We start from the raw sequence: 16268 nt of genomic DNA, 5'->3' as shown, positions 1-16268 counted from the left end.
GGCTTGGCGATGTCACCGGACTGCACCTCGTCGACCGTCTTGCGGCCCTCGACGGGGCCGAGGTCGAACAGGTACGGCGGGTTCGCCGTGGCCTCCGCGAAGGCCTGGGCGGCGGGTTCGAGGACGGGACGGCGGGGGGCGTCGGACATGACGATCTCCTCGGATCAGGTGCCGCGGGCAGGTCCCGACGGTAGTCCGCGTCGGGAGGGGCGGCACGTCGAAAACAGTAGCGTGCTACTTAGTAGTGCACAACTAAGTCGTGCACTACTTATTTGGGTTCGATAGGATCGAGGGGATCCGGACGAAAGGCTGACCGATGCGGAGCGACCAGAAGCCGGGACCGTCGGCCGGCGCGCTGACCAGGGGTTCCGAAGGGGACCGCACCACCGCGGCGGCCGGGGGATCGCTGCTCCTGGACGACCAGCTCTGCTTCGCCCTGTACGCGGCCTCCCGCGCGGTCACCGCGCGCTACCGCCCCCTGCTCGACGAACTCGGTCTGACCTACCCCCAGTACCTGGTCATGCTCGTGCTCTGGGACCAGGACTCGATCTCCGTGCGCGACCTGGGTGCGGCGCTCCAGCTGGAGTCCAGCACCCTGTCGCCGCTGCTGAAGCGCCTCGAGGCGTCCGGCCTGCTGCGCCGTGAACGCAGGCCGGACGACGAGCGCTCGGTCGCCATCCGTCTCACGGACGCCGGAGCCCGGCTCCGGGAGCGGGCCCGCACCGTCCCGCTCGCCATCGGCGACGCCATGGGGCTGACCGCCGAGCAGGACGAGACGGCCAAGCGGCTTCTCCGGCTGATCGGTTCGAACGTCGCCGACGGCTGAACCGGGCCGTCCGCGGCGGGCGGCGCTCACACGGCCAGGACCCGGATCCCCGCGTCCTCGAACCGCCGTACCGCCTCCGCGTCGGCCGCCGCGTCCGTGACCAGGGTGTCCACCGCGTCGGCCGCGCAGATCCGGGCGAACGCCCGCCGCCCCAGCTTGCCGGAGTCGGCCGCGACGACCACCCGTCGGGCCCGCTCGCACAGCATCCGGTCGACCGCCGCCTCGGCCTCGTCCTGCGCGGCGGCTCCGTGCGTGACGTCGAGGGCGACGACGCCGAGCACCGTCACGTCGAGCGTGATCTGCCCCAACACCCCGTCCGCCAGCGGCCCCACGAGCTCGTACGACTGCGCCCGCGCCACCCCGCCGGTCACCACGATCTTGAACTGGGGCCGCACGGCCAGCTCGTTGGCGATGTTCAGCGCGTTGGTGACGACGGTCAGCGCCGGCGAACCCGCCGCGAGGTCACCGCGTGCGGCCAGGGCGCGCGCCACCTCCGTGGTCGTCGTCCCGCCGGTCAGGCCCACCGCCTCACCGGGAGCCACCAGTTCCGCCACCGCCCTGGCGATCCGCAGCTTCTCGGAGGCCCGGCGCGCGGCGTTGTAGCGCAGCGGCAGCTCGTACGACACCCCGTGCACCACGGCGCCGCCCCGGGTGCGCACCAGCATCTGCTGTTCGGCGAGCCGGTCGAAGTCACGACGGATCGTCGCCACCGACACCCCCAGTTCGCCCGCCGCCTCCTCCACCTCCAGCCGGCCGCGCTCCACGAGCAGTTCCAGCAGCGCCTTCCACCGGGCGTCGGGTGACATGGGAACTCCGTTCGGATGCTTGAAGCCGCTCGAAAACCGGCTCTATCTTGCAGGAGACATCACCGTCGGGAAGAGGTGGGGCATGACCCACGTCGAGGACGAGTTGACCGGCCAGCCGGAGTGCTGGACGCGAGCCGCCGCCGAAGCCGCCCGGTACGCGGGGGAGTTGCCGAGAGCGGGCGAGCGCGTCGCGATCGTCGGCTGCGGCACCTCCTTCTTCATGGCCCAGGCGGCGGCGGCCCTGCGCGAGGGCGCGGGCCACGGCGAGACGGACGCCCACGCCGCCTCCGAGTTCCCGTCCCACCGCCCCTACGACCGGGTCGTGGCCCTCACCCGCTCCGGCACCACCACCGAGGTCCTCGACCTCCTCGCCCACCTGCGCGGACGCACCCGCACCACCGCCGTCACCGCCGATCCGGACACCCCGGTCACGACGGTCGCGGACCACGTCGTCGTCCTCCGTCACGCCGACGAACGCTCCGTCGTGCAGACCCGCTTCGCCACCACCGCGCTCACCCTGCTCCGCGCCCACCTGGGTCTGCACAGCGACGCCGTGGTCGCCGACGCCCGCACCGCGCTCGCCGAACCGCTGCCCCGAGGCCTGGTGGAATGCGACCAGTTCACGTTCCTGGGCCGCGGCTGGACGGTCGGACTGGCGAACGAGGCCGCGCTGAAGATGCGGGAGGCGGCACTGGCCTGGACGGAGGCGTACCCCGCGACGGAGTACCGGCACGGCCCCATCAGCATCACCACCCGGGGCCGGGCGGCCTGGATGCTCGGCGAGGCGCCCGAGGGGCTGGCCGCACAGGTCGCCGCCACCGGTGGTCTGTGGCTCCCCGGCCGCCTGGACCCCCTCGCCGAACTGGTCCGCGTCCAGCGCCTCGCCGTCGCCGTGGCGGCCGCCCGCGGCCTCGACCCCGACCGGCCGCGCCACCTCACCCGCTCGGTGATCCTCGGGCCCTGAGCCCCGCGGTGCCCGCGTCCCTTCCCGGGCCCTCCTGGTCCGTCCGACCGCCGGGCCCGCTCGGCCGCCTGTCCTCGTGCCTCCCTCGCTTCCGTGCCTCCCCCGCCCCTGCCTCCTTCGCCCGCTTGCCTCTTCGACCCCGACGAGGAGACGCCGTGCCCCTCACCACCACCGGCGAACTGATCACCCGCGCCCGCGCGGCCCGCAGCGCCGTGGCCGCCTTCAACATCATCACGCTGGAACACGTCGAGGGGGTCGTCGCCGGAGCGGAGCGCGCCGGCGTGCCCGTCGTCCTCCAGGTCAGCGAGAACGCCGTCCGGTTCCACCGGGGAAGCCTGTTCCCCCTCGCCCGCGCCGCCGTCGCCGCCGCCGAACGGGCCGCCGTCCCCGTCGCGTTGCACCTCGACCACGTCCGGACCGACCGGCTGCTCCGGCAGGCCGCGGACGCGGGCTTCGGCTCCGTCATGTACGACGCCTCGCACCTGCCGTACGACGAGAACCTCGCCGCGACCCGCGCGGCCGTCGACCGGGCGCACGCCCAGGGGCTGTGGATCGAGGCGGAGCTGGGCGAGATGGACGGCAAGGACGGCGGGGCGCCGCGCGACGCCCACGCGCCCGGTGCCCGCACCGACCCCGCCGAGGCCTCCTCCTTCGTCACGCACTCCGGAGTGGACGCCCTGGCCGTCGCCGTCGGCAGCGTCCACGCGATGACCACCCGCACCGCGACCCTCGACCACGCCCTGCTGGGGCGGCTCACCGCGGTCCTGGAGGTGCCCCTCGTCCTGCACGGCTCGTCCGGGGTGCCGGACGAGGAGCTGAGGGCCGCCGTCGCGGGCGGCATCGCCAAGGTCAACATCGGGACCGCCCTCAACCAGGCCCTGACCGGCACGCTCCGGACGTACCTCGGCGCCCACCCGGACGCGGTCGACCCGCGCCCCTACCTGGACGAGGGCAGGGAGGCGATGGCCCGCACGGTCGAGCGGATCGTCACCGCGGTGGGGCTCACCCCCGCTTGACGGCCTTCAGCACCACGAACTTCGGGTCGCCCGCGACGAGTCGGCTGTTGCCGAACAGCCGGCGGAGCTTCACGTGGTACCCGAGGTGCCGGTTGCCCACCACCCACAGTTCGCCGCCCGGCCGCAGCGCCCGCCGCGCCCCGGTGAACATCCGCCACGCGGTGGCGTCCGTCATGGCCTGGTGGGAGTGGAACGGCGGATTGTTCAGCACGACGTCCACGCTCCCGTCGGGCACGCCCGCCAGCCCGTCCCCGACCCGGAACTCCGCGTGCCCCGGCGTCCCGTTCGCCTTGAACGTCGCCTCCGCCGAGGCCACCGCCTGGAACGACTCGTCCGTGAACAGCACCTCGGCCCGCGGATTGGCCAGCGCCACCGCCGTCCCGACGACGCCGTTGCCACAGCCCAGGTCGACGACCCGCTGCGCGCCGCGGGTCTCGGGCAGGTGCCCCAGGAAGAAGCGGGTGCCGATGTCGAGCCGGTCGGCGCAGAACACGCCCGCGTGGCTGACCACCGGGCGGCCGGAGAGCGGCCCGATGCCGGCGGGGAGGTCGTAGCCGTACGGCCACGGACTGGCCGGGCGCTCCAGCGACGGGTCGGGGGCGCAGAAGACCAGCCGGGCTTTCTGGCGGGCGAGGGACGTCCGGGTCGGGCCGAGGACCCGCTCGAACAGCCGGAGCGTCGAGGTGTGGATGTCCTTGACCATGCCGGCGCCGACGACGACCGTCCCCGCGTGCACCGAGGGCGCCAGCCGCAGCAACTGGTCCTCCAGCAGCGCGAGGCTCTTCGGCACGCGTACCAGCAGCACGCCGATCCGCTCGGGCGGCGCGTCCTGGGTGGTGAGCAGCCGGACGGAACCGGGTTCGACGCCGTTGCGGGCGAGGTTCGCCCGGGTCGCCTCCTGCCCGAGCCAGGAGTCGGTGATCTGCGCGGGCCGGTGTGCGGCGAGCGCCGTGGCCAGCGCGCCCCAGCGGTCGCCGAGCACCACGACCGTCCCGGTCAGCGGGACCCGCTCGTCGGCGAGGTGCCGCAGCAGGTACGCGTCGGAGGCGTCCCAGGCGCGCAGCCGGTCGCGCGGGTCCTCGGGGTGGCGGGTCAGCGAGAGCTCGCCCCACGGCGTGGTCATACGGTCGTCCATCGTGCGTCAAGGCTAGCCGAGCCGCAGATCAGACCCGCTGGGGGAGGATGGTGCCATGGACGGCGAGCTGTTTCCCCGGGAGCGCGCGGAGATCGCGCCCGGCGCGGTGCACGTGCCCGGCTGGCTGGACGCGACGCACCAGCGGGAGCTGCTGGAGGCCTGCCGGGCGTGGGCCCGCCCGCCCGCCGGCCTGCGCACGGTCCGCACTCCCGGCGGCGGCACGATGACCGCCCGGCAGGTCTGCCTCGGCCGGCACTGGTACCCGTACGGCTACGCGCGCACGGCCGTCGACGGCGACGGCGCCCCCGTCAAGCCGTTCCCCGCCTGGCTGGGCGAGCTGGGCCGGCGCGCGGTGGCCGACGCGCTGGGCCCGCGGCCGGCCCGGTCGGCGGCGTACGACATCGCGCTGATCAACTTCTACGACGGCGACGCCCGCATGGGCCAGCACCGCGACGCCGACGAGACGTCCGACGCGCCCGTGGTCTCCCTCAGCCTCGGCGACACCTGCGTGTTCCGCTTCGGCAACACCGAGAGCCGGGCCCGGCCCTACACCGACGTGGAGCTGCGCAGCGGTGACCTGTTCGTGTTCGGGGGACCGTCGAGGCTCGCCTACCACGGTGTGCCCCGGGTGCACCCGGGGACGGCGCCGAACTGGCTGGGGCTGAGCGGGCGACTGAACGTCACCCTGCGGGTCGGCGGCTTCCCGGACACCGTCTGACGCGGCGGAGACCGGACACCGTCCGGCAAAGCGGATCATGGGAGACTCGCCCTCATGAGCGGCAAGGCGGACCCCCGGCCGGCGGGGGAAGGAACCACCTCGAGGACGCGGTTGGAGCGGGGACGCGGTGCGCTCGGTCCCGCGTTGGAGCTCGTGCACACCGGACGGGCGCCCACCCGTGCGGTGCTCACCGCCGAGCTCGGCGTCACCCGGGCCACCGCCGGCGCGGTCGCCGCCGAACTGGAGGCGCTCGGCCTGATCCGGGTCGACGCGCGCCCCGGTGCCGCCGCCGGCTCCCAGGGCCGTCCCTCCCACCGGCTCGAACTCGCCGAGGACGGTCCCGTCGCGCTGGCCGCCCAGGTGCACGCCGACGGGTTCCGGGCGGCCCTGGTCGGCCTCGGCGGGCGGATCGTCGCCACCACGCCGGGCTGCGAGACCGTCGACGCCGACCCCGCGAAGGTGCTCGCCTCCGTGGTGGAGGCCGGCGCCGAACTGCTGCGCGCCACCGGCCGCCGCTGCGTGGGCGCCGGCCTCGCCGTGCCGTCCGCGGTCGCCGCGCCCGAGGGCCTGGCGCTGAACCCCCTCCACCTGGCCTGGCCGGTCGGGGCACCCGTCCGGGAGATCTTCGCCGAGCGGGTCCGCGCCGCCGGCGTCACCGGCCCCGCGTTCGCCGCCAACGACGTCAACCTCGCCGCGCTCGCCGAGCACCGGCACGGCGCCGGACGCGGTGCCCGCGACCTGCTGTGCGTGGCCACCGGGCACCGCGGGGTCGGCGGCGCGCTGGTCCTCGACGGGCGCCTGCACACGGGCAGTTCCGGCCTCGCCCTCGAAGTCGGTCACCTCACCGTCAACCCCGAGGGCCGCCCCTGCCACTGCGGGAGCCGCGGCTGCCTCGACGTCGAGGCGGACCCGCTGGCCCTGCTCACCACGGCGGGCCGGGCACCCGGCCCGGAGGGCTCCCTGCTCCAGCAGGCCAACGAGCTCATCCGCGAGGAGCACGCCGACCCGGTCGTCCGCACGGCCGTGGAGGCGCTGGTCGACCGGCTCGGCCTGGGCCTCGCCGGCCTGGTGAACATCCTCAACCCCGACCGGATCATCCTCGGCGGCCTGCACCGCACCCTCCTGGACACCGATCCCGACCGGCTCCGCGCGGTCGTCGCCGACCGCAGCCTGTGGGGCCGCAGCGGCCAGGTGCCCATCCTCGCCTGCTCCCTCGACCACAACAGCCTGGTCGGCGCGGCGGAGCTGGCCTGGCAGCCGGTGCTGGACGACCCGCTGCGGGCGCTCAGCGAGGTCTGAGCAAACCCCGGGGACCGGCCGCCGGGAGCTACAGGACGGCCCCGCCGTCGACGACCAGGTCGGCGCCGACCACGGCCGCCGCGTCGTCCGACGCGAGATACAGCACCGCCCGGGCCACCTCGTCCGTCGACACGACCCGCCCCAGCGGCGACTGCTCCTCCATCCGCGCGGCGCGCTCCGCCCCGGTCTCCCCGGGCCGCAGCGACATGGGCGTGTCGGACGGGCCGGGACTGACGCAGTTGATGCGGACGCCGTCCCGGACGTGCTCCAGCGCCGCCCCGCGGGTGAGGGCGGTGACGGCGGCCTTGCTCGCGGCGTACGCGGTGATGCCCGGCACCTGCCGGTGCGCACCGAGGTTGGACGAGACGTTGACGATCGCCCCGCCGCCCGGCTGGGCGCGCATCTGCCCGACCTCGGCCCGCAGGGCGAGGAAGACGCCGGTGAGGTTGGTGTCGAGCACCGTGCGCCAGTCGTCCTCGTCCAGGTCGGCGACCGGCCGGCCGCCCCGGAAGACGCCGGCGTTGTTGACGGCGACGTCCAGCGAGCCGAAGCGCTCCACGGCGGCCCGCACGAGTCCCGCGACGTCGGCGGCGCGCGTCACGTCGGCCGTGTGCGCCGCCGCGGTCCCGCCGGCCCGCTCGACGAGGCCGACGGTCTCGTCGAGCGCCGTCCGGTTCCGCCCGGCGACGACGACCCGCGCGCCCTCCGAGGCGAACGCGAGGGCGATGGCGCGTCCGATGCCGGAGCCGCCGCCGGTGACGAGGGCGGTGCGGCCGGGGAAACGGTTCCGGGACATGCGAGTCCTTTCCAGACCGATCGTTCCATTAAAGGGAGAGAAAAGCGTGTGGGAGGAGAAGACGCGTCGACGACGCGGGCGTGCGGACGCAGAAGGCGCTTCAGGACGAGGTGCTCGGCGGGACGGGGCCGCGGCGGGAGCGGGCGGCCTCCGGGACCGCCGCCCGGCCCCCGCTAGTCCAGCAGGCGCAGCGCCTGCTCCGCCGCGTCCCGCACCCGCGCCGGGTCCGAGGACGCCTTGCCGACCACCCGGAGCCCCTGCAGCAGCACCAGGAGCATGCGCGACAGCGCCAACGGGTCGCGTCCCGCGGGCAGTTCGCCCTGCGCCTGGGCCCGTACGAGGGCCGAGTGCAGCAGCGTCTCCAGGTGCTCCCAGCTCCCCTCGACGCGGCGCGCCGCGGCCGGATCGTGCGGCGCCAGTTCCGCGGCCGTGTTCGTGACGAAGCACCCGTACGTCCGGCGCGACTCGTCCGCGGCCTCCGCCGCGAACCGCCGCACCACCGCCCGCACCGCGGGCAGGGCCGGCCCCGGCTGCGACAGGTCCCGGACGAGCTGCGGCTGGTGCGTCCGCCCGTACCGGTCCAGCGCCTCGAGGTACAGGTCGTGCTTGTTGCCGAAGGTCGCGTAGAGGCTGGCCCGCCCGATGCCGAGGTGCTCGACGAGGTCCGCCATCGACGTGGCCTCGTAGCCGCGCCGCCAGAACAGCTCCAGCGCCGCCCGCAACGCCGCGTCCGGGTCGAACTCCTTGGTCCTCGCCATGTGATGACGCTAAGTCAATGTGGAACGAACGGTCAAGTAAAGCGTCTTGAAGGCCGCTCGAGGGAGTAGGTTGAGGTCATGACCGAGAAGCTCACCGTGAGTGTCCTGGGCACCGGCATCATGGGTGCCGCGATGGCCCGCAACCTCGCTCGTGCCGGGCACGCGGTGCGGGCCTGGAACCGCACCCGTGCCAAGGCCGAGCCGCTGGCGGCCGACGGCGTCACCGTCACCGGCACTCCCGCCGAGGCGGTGCGGGGCGCCGACGTGGTGCTGACCATGCTCTACGACGGCCGGGCCGTCCTCGACGTCATGCGGCAGGCGGCCGAGGCACTGCGTCCGGGTGTGGCGTGGGTCCAGTCGACGACGGCGGGTGTCGAGGCGGTCGCGGAGCTGGCGGGCTTCGCCGAGGAGCGGGGTCTGGTGTTCTTCGACGCGCCGGTGCTGGGCACACGGCAGCCCGCGGAGGCGGGACAGCTGACGGTGCTGGCGGCGGGTCCGGCGGCGGACCGGGAGGCCGTGGCGCCGGTGCTGGAGGCGGTGGGGGCGCGGACGGTGTGGACGGGTGAGGACGGTGGCGCGGCCAGTGCGACCCGGTTGAAGCTGGTGGCGAACAGCTGGGTGATCGCGGCCACCGCCGCGGCGGGCGAGGTGCTCGCGCTGTCGCGGTCGCTGGGGGTCGATCCGCAGGCGTTCTTCGGGCTGATCGAGGGCGGTCCGCTGGACATGGGATACCTGCGGGCCAAGGCGGGCCTGGTCCTGGAGGACCGGCTGGTGCCGCCGCAGTTCGCGGTGGCGACGGCGGCGAAGGACGCGCGTCTGATCGTGGAGGCGGGGGAGCGCAACGGGGCGCGGCTCGACGTGGCGGCCGCGAGCGCGGAGCGGCTGGAGCGTGCGGCCGCGCAGGGGCACGCCGACGAGGACATGGCGGCCGCGTACTTCGCCAGCTTCGACGACGACCGGACCTGACCCTCCCGCCCCGCACGGCGCCCGGGGGAGGGCCGGACGCTCGGGCGGGGTACGGAACACCCTCGCCCCGGCGCGCCGACGGCCCCCGGGGCCGGTCCGCCGCCCCGGCCCCTCGGGGCCGGCCCCGCCGGGCGTCCCGTCAGGCCGGGACGGCGCGGCGCGGCCGGGCCACCAGCTCGCCGCCGCAGTTCGGGCAGACGTGCCGCATCTCCGCGCCGCACGGCAGGCAGAAGCTGCACTCGTAGGAGCAGATCAGGGCCGGCGCGTCGGGCGGCAGCACGGCCGTCGTGCAGCGCTCGCAGCGGTCACGCATCTCCAGGGCCATGCTGCTCCTCGTCTCCGGCGGGTGACGTGCCGTGCCCATCCTCGACACGTCCGTCGCCGGTGGCAGCGGTGGCGCGGGACAGGAACCGACACGATCCGGCCACGCCCCGGCCCGGGCGTCAGCGCCACTCCACGCCGAAGGCCCGCCCCGGGTTCTCGCTCAGGATCCGCGTCACGAGCTCCTCGCCCACGGCGAGCGCCAGCCGCGGCCGCACCCGGCGCAGCAGGTACGGCATCCCCGGACCGCCGTCGACCGACCGGGCGGCGGCGGTCGTGGTGTCGCCGCCCAGCAGCAGCCGGTCGCCGAACCCCGCCTCGGCGAGGGCCCGGACGGCGTCCGGCATCCGCCAGTCGGTGGCGTGGTGGGCCCGGGACGGGCCGTCGAACGCCAGGTAACAGCCCGACTCGGCGGCCTGGCGGTGCAGCACGCCGTCGGGGGAGCGGTTGAGGTGCCCGAGGATCACTCGGTGCGGCGGTACGCCCGACTCCCCGCACAGCAGGTCGAGTACGTCGAGCGCGCCGGTCCCGAGCTCCAGGTGGACGGCGATGGGCGCGCCGGTCGCGTGGTGCGCCTCGGCCGCGGCGGCCATGGTGCGGCGGGCGTGCGCGTCGAGACCGTGGAAGCCGCCCGCGACCTTGATGAAACCGGCCCGGACCCCCGACGTGCCGATGCCCTCCGTCAGCTCGGCCACGAACACCTCGGCCGACCGCCCGCGCAGCCCGTCCAGCGTCGCCCCGTCGTAGTGCACGTCCTGGTGCAGCCCCGTGGCCGCCACGATGTGCACCCCCGTCTCCCGGGACAACGCCGGCAGGTCCGCCGCCCGCCGCCCGAGTCCGTACGGCGTCCACTGGGCCACCGCGCCGCCGCCCCGCGCCCGGAACGCGGCCAGCTCGGCGCGCGCCGCCGACACGCTCCGCAGCTCCTGGCCGGGCAGGAGCGGGCTGCCGAAGAAGAGGTGGTCGTGCGCGTCGCACACGCCGAGGTGCTCCGGCGGCACGTCCCCGAGCACCGTACGGACCGCGGTCACCACTGCCGGCCGCCGGGCAGCCCGGCCCGCCCGGGCGCCGACACGTGCAGCACCTGGAACAGCTCGCCGTCGGCCTTCACCGCACCGGGCTCCCCGTGCTCCCACAGCGAGAAGTGCACGGTCTCCCACCGGCTCGTGTCGACGGCGGCCGCCGCGAGCACCGCCCCGTCCTCCCGTGCGAGCCGCCCGGCCTCCTCCACCGCCTCCCGCATCGCCTCGGCGTACACCACGCCGTCCGGCACCGGCCGGCGGCACCGCACCGCGAACCGGGCGGGGGAACCGGCGGCCGCGCCCTCCTCGTACGCGAGGCCGGTCCACTGCCGCACCGCGGGACGGCCGAAGTCGTCGCTCAGTCCCTGGAACGGGCCGCCCCAGAGGAAGGCGTTCATGCCCCGCACGGTGTTCCACAGGTAGAAGGGGGCGTACTGGTTGACCGGCGAGCCGTGCGTCCCGCGCTCGCGCAGCAGGTACGCCTTGAGGCCGAGGCCGGCCCAGTCGTCGAGCTTGTGTCCGATGCGGGACACGCGCGCGCGGACGATGTCCGTGTCGTAGTCGGCGGGCAGTGTCAGTTCGTACTGCATGGCGTGCATCGGGTCTCCTCGGGCGATGGGTGGTCGTGCGGTCCCGCCGTCCCCCCGGCGGGGCGGGACCTTCCGGGGAACGGCGGGCACTTCCGGCGGGACGGCGGGAAACCCCGGCCGGACGGCGGGGGACTCCTAGCGGGACCGGGGGGACAGGAGGGACAGCAGCCCCTGGACGCCCGCGTCGAACGCGGCCGGCGATCCCGAGGCGCGGGCGAGGACGTAGCCGCCCTGCACGGTCGCGACGACGGCCGCGGCGATCTCCTCGCCGTCCAGTCCGGGCCCGAACTCCCCGCGCGCCTTGCCCTCCTCGACGATCCCGGCGAGCCGCCCCCGCAGCCAGCCGATCGTCTCGTCGACCGGTGCGCGCAGTTCCTCGCTCGCGACGACGTCCGGATCCATGGTCAGCCGCCCGACCGGGCAGCCCCGCAGCACGTCGCGCTCGCGCAGCAGGTACGCCCTGATCCGTTCGTACGGGGTGCCGGGCCCGCCGAGCACTCCCTCGGCGGCGGCCCGCAGCTCCTCGGCCGTCCTGCGGATCGCCGCCAGGGCGAGATCCGGCTTGCCCCGGAAGTGGTGGTACATGCTGCCCTGTCCCGCGCCGGCCCGCTCCAGGATCGCCTTGGGGCTCGTGCCCACGTAGCCGCGCTCCCAGAGCAGTTCCCGGGTGGACTCGATCAGTCGCTCGGAAGTGCTCACGAGGTCACTGTACATACCAGTAGTTACAGAAGTCGAAAGCGCGGAGCCCGGTCGCGTCGATGCCGGCCGTCAAGGGCGGCGGTGTGCGCACGGCGGCCGGAACGGCTTCGGGCCGAAACCGCCGCGGGGCGAGTGCCCACGGCCCCGTGAGCCGATGACGGTCGGCCGGCCCGCAGGACCGCGGCGCGCCCGCGCCGCACCGTGCGGCCGTCCCCGGCGGGCGCGCCGCGCGGCCCGGAGCGGACTCACGTCCTCGGGGGACGCGGTCCGCCCCCGGCCGGCTGCACACGGAACGACCCCTCCACGGGGGAGGGGTCACCGCCCGGTCAGCCGACGACGGCCGACCGGGCGGGAGCGTGTGCCGGCCTGCGGTCGTCGACCGCCACCACCTCGGGGAACAGCCGGGCGCCCTGGTCCGCTCCGGTCCGGCGCGGCGGCCGCGCCGCCCTGTCGCGCACCGTGGCGACCGCCGGCAGCGTGAACCACACGACCTTACCGGACTCGCCGTCCGGCCGCACGCCCCAGCTCTCGCTCACCGCGGCCACCATCGCGAGCCCGCGCCCGCGTGTGGCGAGGGCGTCGGTGTGCTCGACGTCCTCCACCACCGGGAGCCGCGGGTCGCGGTCGCGCACGGAGACGGTGAGCCGGTCGAGCAGCAACTCCAGCTCCACGACGCACGTCTTGTCGGGCCGGGCGTGCCGGTGGACGTTGGTCAACAGCTCGGTCACGCCGAGCGCCGCCCGGTCTATCAGGGGATCCAGATGCCAGTAGCGCAACTGCGCCGATACGATTCTGCGGACCTGGCCGATCCGCGACGGCAGGGCTTGAAGCTCCACCGTGCAGTGCCTGCTTGGGTTGCTGATCACGGCTGCGACTCCCCGACGTGAGGTCCGGAAGAACACGGAGTTCGGATCGATCGGAGCAGTGCGTCTGCGCGAGGGCGGCCGCCTGCTGTCATGGCCGGCGGGCTGGTTCGCAGCGTTATCGCCGGTAAACCCAGAGTGACGTGAGACCAGCGTGACGCAAGGGGTTCGGGAACGCAACTCGCCGTCGCGTCCCGATCACGGTCCGCGGCCGGCTCAGCCCTTGCGCCCGGCCGCCCTGTGCACGGCCTCGATGAACCGGCGCGCCGCGGGCGGTCCCGGCTCGCCCGGCGCGGGGTCGTGGTCGCCCAGGGTCAGCAGGTACCGCTTGCCGTTGAGGTCCGCCAGCGCCCGGTCCTCCGACGCGAACCAGGGCCTGGAGGCGCGGACCGCCTGCACCGGCGCGCTGTCGATCTCGCTGCCGTAGCTGGTGAGCAACTCCAGCCGGCCGTCGCTGATCCGGACCTGTCCGGCCCGGGTGAGCGAACGCAGCCGCTTCCCTATCCGCACGCCCGTCGCCGTGAACTCCGGCTCCGCCATGCCGCCCCCTTGCCCGTGGGCTCCGGCCCGCGTGTCCGTGCGGGCCGGAACCGGCTCGTGTCGCGATGCAGTGTGCGCCCCCGTCCGGGACCTTCGTCCCGCCGGGGTGCAGTCTGCCCGCGCACGGCGTCGAGCACCAGTGCGCACGGCGCGCTGTCCGCGAGCGGCCGGAGCATTCGCGCGCGTGCGCCCCCCACCCCGCGCACCCTGGGCCCCAGGACCGTCTTTGAGCCCCTCAAAGTTGCGTTTATGCAGGTGGGAAGTGGTGCGGACGGTGCCTATGATCGGAGCGTCGGCCCCGTGAGGCGCCGTCGGTGTGCAGCACGAAGGAGCCCCGCCGTGACCACTCCCCAGCAGACCCTGTCCGGCGCCACGCTCGACGTCGACCGCAGCGACCCCGCCTACCGCACCTGGCTGAAAGAAGCCGTCCGCAGGGTCCAGGCCGACGCCAACCGCTCGGCCGACACGCACCTGCTGCGTTTCCCGCTGCCCGAGCCGTGGGGCGTCGACCTGTACCTCAAGGACGAGTCGACCCACCCGACCGGCAGCCTCAAGCACCGCCTCGCCCGTTCCCTGTTCCTCTACGGCCTGTGCAACGGCTGGATCCGGCCGGGCCGCCCGGTGATCGAGGCGTCCAGTGGCTCGACGGCCGTGTCCGAGGCGTACTTCGCCAAGCTGATCGGCGTGCCCTTCGTCGCCGTCATGCCGCGCACGACGAGCGCCGAGAAGATCCGCCTGATCGAGTTCCACGGCGGCCGGTGCCACTTCGTGGACGACTCGCGGAAGATGTACGAGGAGTCCGCCCGCCTCGCGGTGGAGACCGGGGGCCACTACATGGACCAGTTCACCTACGCGGAACGGGCGACGGACTGGCGCGGCAACAACAACATCGCCGAGTCCATCTTCCGCCAGCTGCGGTGGGAGCGGTTCCCGGAGCCCGCGTGGATCGTCGCCACCGCCGGCACCGGCGGCACGTCCGCGACCCTCGCCCGGTACGTCCACTACATGCAGTACGACACCCGCATCTGTGTCGCCGACCCGGAGAACTCCTGCTTCTTCGAGGGCTGGACCACCGGCGATCCGGACGTCACCTGCGACTGCGGCTCCCGTATCGAGGGCATCGGCCGGCCCCGTATGGAACCGAGTTTCGTCCCCGGCGCCGTCGACCGGATGATGAAGGTCCCGGACGCCGCCGGCGTCGCCGCCGTCCGGGCCCTGGAGGGGGTCATCGGCCGCAAGGCGGGCGGCTCGACCGGCACCGGCCTGTGGAGCGCGCTGAAGATCGTCGCCGAGATGGTCGCCGACGGGCGGCAGGGCAGCGTGGTCACCCTGCTGTGCGACCCCGGCGACCGCTACCTCGACAAGTACTACTCCGACGCCTGGCTCGCCGAGCAGGGCCTGGACATCGCCCCGTACACCACGGCGATCGACACGCTGCTGACGACGGGCGTGTTGCCGGACTGACGCGTCCGCCCCCGGACCGGAGCGTCACGACGGCGCCACGGGTCTCCGCTCCGGTCCCGTGCCGCGCTGCGCGGTCACGCCGACGTCATGAGCCTGCGGTCCAGCCGCCTCACCGCGTCCCGGAACGTCCGCCCCGGCCGGCCGCAGCACGCCCCGGAAGGCGGCCGTCCCGTCCGCCGCGAACGTCCCCTGCACGCGCGTGCCCGTTCCGGCGGGCGCGAGCCGCCACTCCTCGACCCAGGGCCCGGGACGCCCGGCGCGTCGATGACGTCGGCCCGGTAGGCGCACAGCTCGGGCTCCTTCGCCACGAGCACCGTCTCCCGGGCCCGCGTCCCGCTCCTGAGCCGTACCCCGCGCCCCGCGCCGCCGTCCAGCGGCCCCGCCGACGTCACCGCCGGGGACCGCGCGGCCCAGCCGGTCACGTCCTCGGCGAGGACGGGGAAGACCCGGCCCGGGGGAGCGGACACCTCCCGTGCGAAGACGAGCCGTACGGGCGCGGTCCCGACGAAGCCGAGCCCTTCCGGCCGCAGCCGACGAGCCGTGCGCGCAACCCCCTCAGCACCGGGGAACACGGGTGTGTCCCCCTGACCGGCGCCCTCGTCAGTCGTCCGCACCCTCGTCGGGCTCACCCGCGACCACCAGCCGCCGCAGGTGCTCGGAGATCTCGGCGCGCGCCTCGTCGGGCAGGCCGGAGTCCGTCACCAGGGTGTCGACCTGCTCCAGCGCGGCGAAGGAACTGAGCCCCACCACACCCCACTTCGTGTGGTCGGCCACCACCACGACCCGGCGCGCCGACTGCACCAGGCGCCGGTTGGTCTCGGCCTCCGCCAGGTTCGGCGTCGACAGCCCGGCCTCCGCCGATATCCCGTGCACACCGAGGAACAGCACGTCGAAGTGGAGCGCCGCGATGGCCTGGTCGGCCACCGGGCCCACCAGCGAGTCCGACGGCGTGCGCACCCCGCCGGTCAGCACCACCGTGGCGGCGCCCTGCCGGGGGCCCGACGCGCGCTGCGCCCCGTGGAAGACGTCGGCCACCCGCACCGAGTTGGTCACCACCGTCAGATCCGGCACGTCGACCAGCCGGTGCGCCAGCGCGAACGTGGTCGTCCCGCCCGACAGCGCGATGGCGCTGCCCGGCGCGACCAGCTCCGCCGCCGCCCGCGCGATGTCCTCCTTGGCGGTCAGCTCCAGGCCCGACTTCGCCTCGAAGCCCGGCTCGTGGGTGCTCGCCTCCACGACGGGCACCGCGCCGCCGTGCACCTTCTCCAGGACGCCCTGCCGGGCCAGCGCGTCGAGGTCGCGGCGCACCGTCATGTCCGACACGCCGAGCTTGCGGGTCAGTTCGTTGACGCGGACGCCCCCACGGCGCCGGACCTCGTCCAGGATCAGGGCGCGGCGCTGCTCCGCGAGGAGGTTCTGATTCTCACTCACGTCCGCTCCGGTCCTCTCGCCTCAACCCGACCCGCTCCGTCCGACACGCCTCGC

General features: G+C 74.8%; 18 protein-coding genes and 2 pseudogenes. 7 read left to right on the top strand and 13 right to left on the bottom strand.

Features of this window, described 5'->3' with window-relative positions:
* Positions 1-149, bottom strand: a pseudogene (locus tag ACH4F6_RS38570) (esterase); the annotation flags it as partial.
* A 257-nt stretch (positions 150-406) separates the two neighbouring features.
* On the opposite strand from ACH4F6_RS38570, the gene ACH4F6_RS38565 reads away from it, so the two are divergent.
* Entirely contained in the window at positions 407-826 is a 420-nt protein-coding gene (locus ACH4F6_RS38565) for a MarR family winged helix-turn-helix transcriptional regulator (protein ID WP_397965273.1), read from the top strand.
* A gap of 26 nt (positions 827-852) precedes the next feature.
* Here ACH4F6_RS38565 and ACH4F6_RS38560 read toward each other — a convergent pair whose 3' ends face one another.
* Positions 853-1632, bottom strand: a complete 780-nt coding sequence (locus ACH4F6_RS38560) for a DeoR/GlpR family DNA-binding transcription regulator (protein WP_397965262.1) — start codon at positions 1630-1632, stop codon at positions 853-855.
* An 82-nt stretch (positions 1633-1714) separates the two neighbouring features.
* Between ACH4F6_RS38560 and ACH4F6_RS38555 the strand changes: the two genes are divergently transcribed.
* The gene (locus ACH4F6_RS38555; RefSeq protein WP_397965261.1) at positions 1715-2596 is read left to right on the top strand and encodes an SIS domain-containing protein; all 882 of its coding nucleotides are present in this window, start codon (positions 1715-1717) and stop codon (positions 2594-2596) included.
* 155 nt (positions 2597-2751) lie between these two features.
* Positions 2752-3612 (top strand): ketose-bisphosphate aldolase, encoded by an 861-nt coding sequence (locus ACH4F6_RS38550; RefSeq protein WP_397965260.1) that lies wholly within the window; start codon positions 2752-2754, stop codon positions 3610-3612.
* Here the strand turns inward: ACH4F6_RS38550 and ACH4F6_RS38545 are convergent.
* Entirely contained in the window at positions 3599-4735 is a 1137-nt protein-coding gene (locus tag ACH4F6_RS38545) for a methyltransferase (RefSeq protein ID WP_397965272.1), read from the bottom strand. The genes ACH4F6_RS38550 and ACH4F6_RS38545 overlap by 14 nt on opposite strands.
* Before the next feature lie 67 nt (positions 4736-4802).
* Between ACH4F6_RS38545 and ACH4F6_RS38540 the strand changes: the two genes are divergently transcribed.
* Both ACH4F6_RS38540 and ACH4F6_RS38535 read left to right on the top strand, forming a co-directional pair.
* Positions 4803-5465, top strand: a complete 663-nt coding sequence (locus ACH4F6_RS38540; RefSeq protein ID WP_397965258.1) for an alpha-ketoglutarate-dependent dioxygenase AlkB family protein — start codon at positions 4803-4805, stop codon at positions 5463-5465.
* Positions 5466-5519: 54 nt separating this feature from the next.
* Positions 5520-6764 carry an ROK family protein gene (locus ACH4F6_RS38535; RefSeq protein ID WP_397965257.1) on the top strand — a complete coding sequence of 415 codons (1245 nt, stop codon included), beginning with the start codon at positions 5520-5522 and terminating at the stop codon, positions 6762-6764.
* A gap of 28 nt (positions 6765-6792) precedes the next feature.
* Here ACH4F6_RS38535 and ACH4F6_RS38530 read toward each other — a convergent pair whose 3' ends face one another.
* Positions 6793-7560, bottom strand: a complete 768-nt coding sequence (locus ACH4F6_RS38530; RefSeq protein ID WP_397965256.1) for an SDR family NAD(P)-dependent oxidoreductase — start codon at positions 7558-7560, stop codon at positions 6793-6795.
* A gap of 173 nt (positions 7561-7733) precedes the next feature.
* On the bottom strand, positions 7734-8318 hold the full coding sequence (locus ACH4F6_RS38525; RefSeq protein WP_397965254.1) for a TetR/AcrR family transcriptional regulator: 585 nt from the start codon (positions 8316-8318) through the stop codon (positions 7734-7736).
* Positions 8319-8396: 78 nt separating this feature from the next.
* Here ACH4F6_RS38525 and ACH4F6_RS38520 point away from each other — a divergent pair, with 78 nt between their 5' ends.
* Positions 8397-9284, top strand: coding sequence for an NAD(P)-dependent oxidoreductase (locus tag ACH4F6_RS38520; protein ID WP_397965253.1), 888 nt, complete (start codon positions 8397-8399; stop codon positions 9282-9284).
* 139 nt (positions 9285-9423) lie between these two features.
* Here ACH4F6_RS38520 and ACH4F6_RS38515 read toward each other — a convergent pair whose 3' ends face one another.
* From ACH4F6_RS38515 to ACH4F6_RS38490, 6 genes are all read right to left on the bottom strand, one after another.
* Positions 9424-9609, bottom strand: a complete 186-nt coding sequence (locus tag ACH4F6_RS38515) for a DUF1272 domain-containing protein (protein WP_397965252.1) — start codon at positions 9607-9609, stop codon at positions 9424-9426.
* A 118-nt stretch (positions 9610-9727) separates the two neighbouring features.
* On the bottom strand, positions 9728-10636 hold the full coding sequence (locus ACH4F6_RS38510; RefSeq protein WP_397965251.1) for a phosphotriesterase: 909 nt from the start codon (positions 10634-10636) through the stop codon (positions 9728-9730).
* The gene (locus tag ACH4F6_RS38505; protein WP_397965249.1) at positions 10633-11226 is read right to left on the bottom strand and encodes a DUF4865 family protein; all 594 of its coding nucleotides are present in this window, start codon (positions 11224-11226) and stop codon (positions 10633-10635) included. The genes ACH4F6_RS38510 and ACH4F6_RS38505 overlap by 4 nt, the downstream gene beginning before the upstream one ends.
* 126 nt (positions 11227-11352) lie before the next feature.
* Positions 11353-11931, bottom strand: coding sequence for a TetR/AcrR family transcriptional regulator (locus tag ACH4F6_RS38500; protein ID WP_397965247.1), 579 nt, complete (start codon positions 11929-11931; stop codon positions 11353-11355).
* A gap of 311 nt (positions 11932-12242) precedes the next feature.
* Positions 12243-12782: an ATP-binding protein gene (locus tag ACH4F6_RS38495; protein WP_397965245.1), complete on the bottom strand. Its 540-nt coding sequence runs from the start codon at positions 12780-12782 to the stop codon at positions 12243-12245.
* Positions 12783-12995: 213 nt separating this feature from the next.
* On the bottom strand, positions 12996-13319 hold the full coding sequence (locus tag ACH4F6_RS38490) for a hypothetical protein (RefSeq protein WP_397965243.1): 324 nt from the start codon (positions 13317-13319) through the stop codon (positions 12996-12998).
* 339 nt (positions 13320-13658) lie between these two features.
* Between ACH4F6_RS38490 and ACH4F6_RS38485 the strand changes: the two genes are divergently transcribed.
* Positions 13659-14783, top strand: coding sequence for a PLP-dependent cysteine synthase family protein (locus tag ACH4F6_RS38485; RefSeq protein WP_397965242.1), 1125 nt, complete (start codon positions 13659-13661; stop codon positions 14781-14783).
* A gap of 74 nt (positions 14784-14857) precedes the next feature.
* Here the strand turns inward: ACH4F6_RS38485 and ACH4F6_RS38480 are convergent.
* Together ACH4F6_RS38480 and ACH4F6_RS38475 are read right to left on the bottom strand one after the other, a co-directional pair.
* Positions 14858-15355 (bottom strand): annotated as a pseudogene (locus ACH4F6_RS38480) (SRPBCC family protein).
* Positions 15356-15383: 28 nt separating this feature from the next.
* Positions 15384-16214: a DeoR/GlpR family DNA-binding transcription regulator gene (locus tag ACH4F6_RS38475; protein WP_397965240.1), complete on the bottom strand. Its 831-nt coding sequence runs from the start codon at positions 16212-16214 to the stop codon at positions 15384-15386.
* Positions 16215-16268: the final 54 nt, after the last annotated feature.

The sequence above is a fragment of the Streptomyces sp. NPDC017936 genome (assembly GCF_044328485.1).
Lineage (GTDB): Bacteria > Actinomycetota > Actinomycetes > Streptomycetales > Streptomycetaceae > Streptomyces.
The sequence above is the reverse complement of the archived record's forward strand: the minus strand, read 5'-3'. Positions and strand labels throughout refer to the sequence as shown.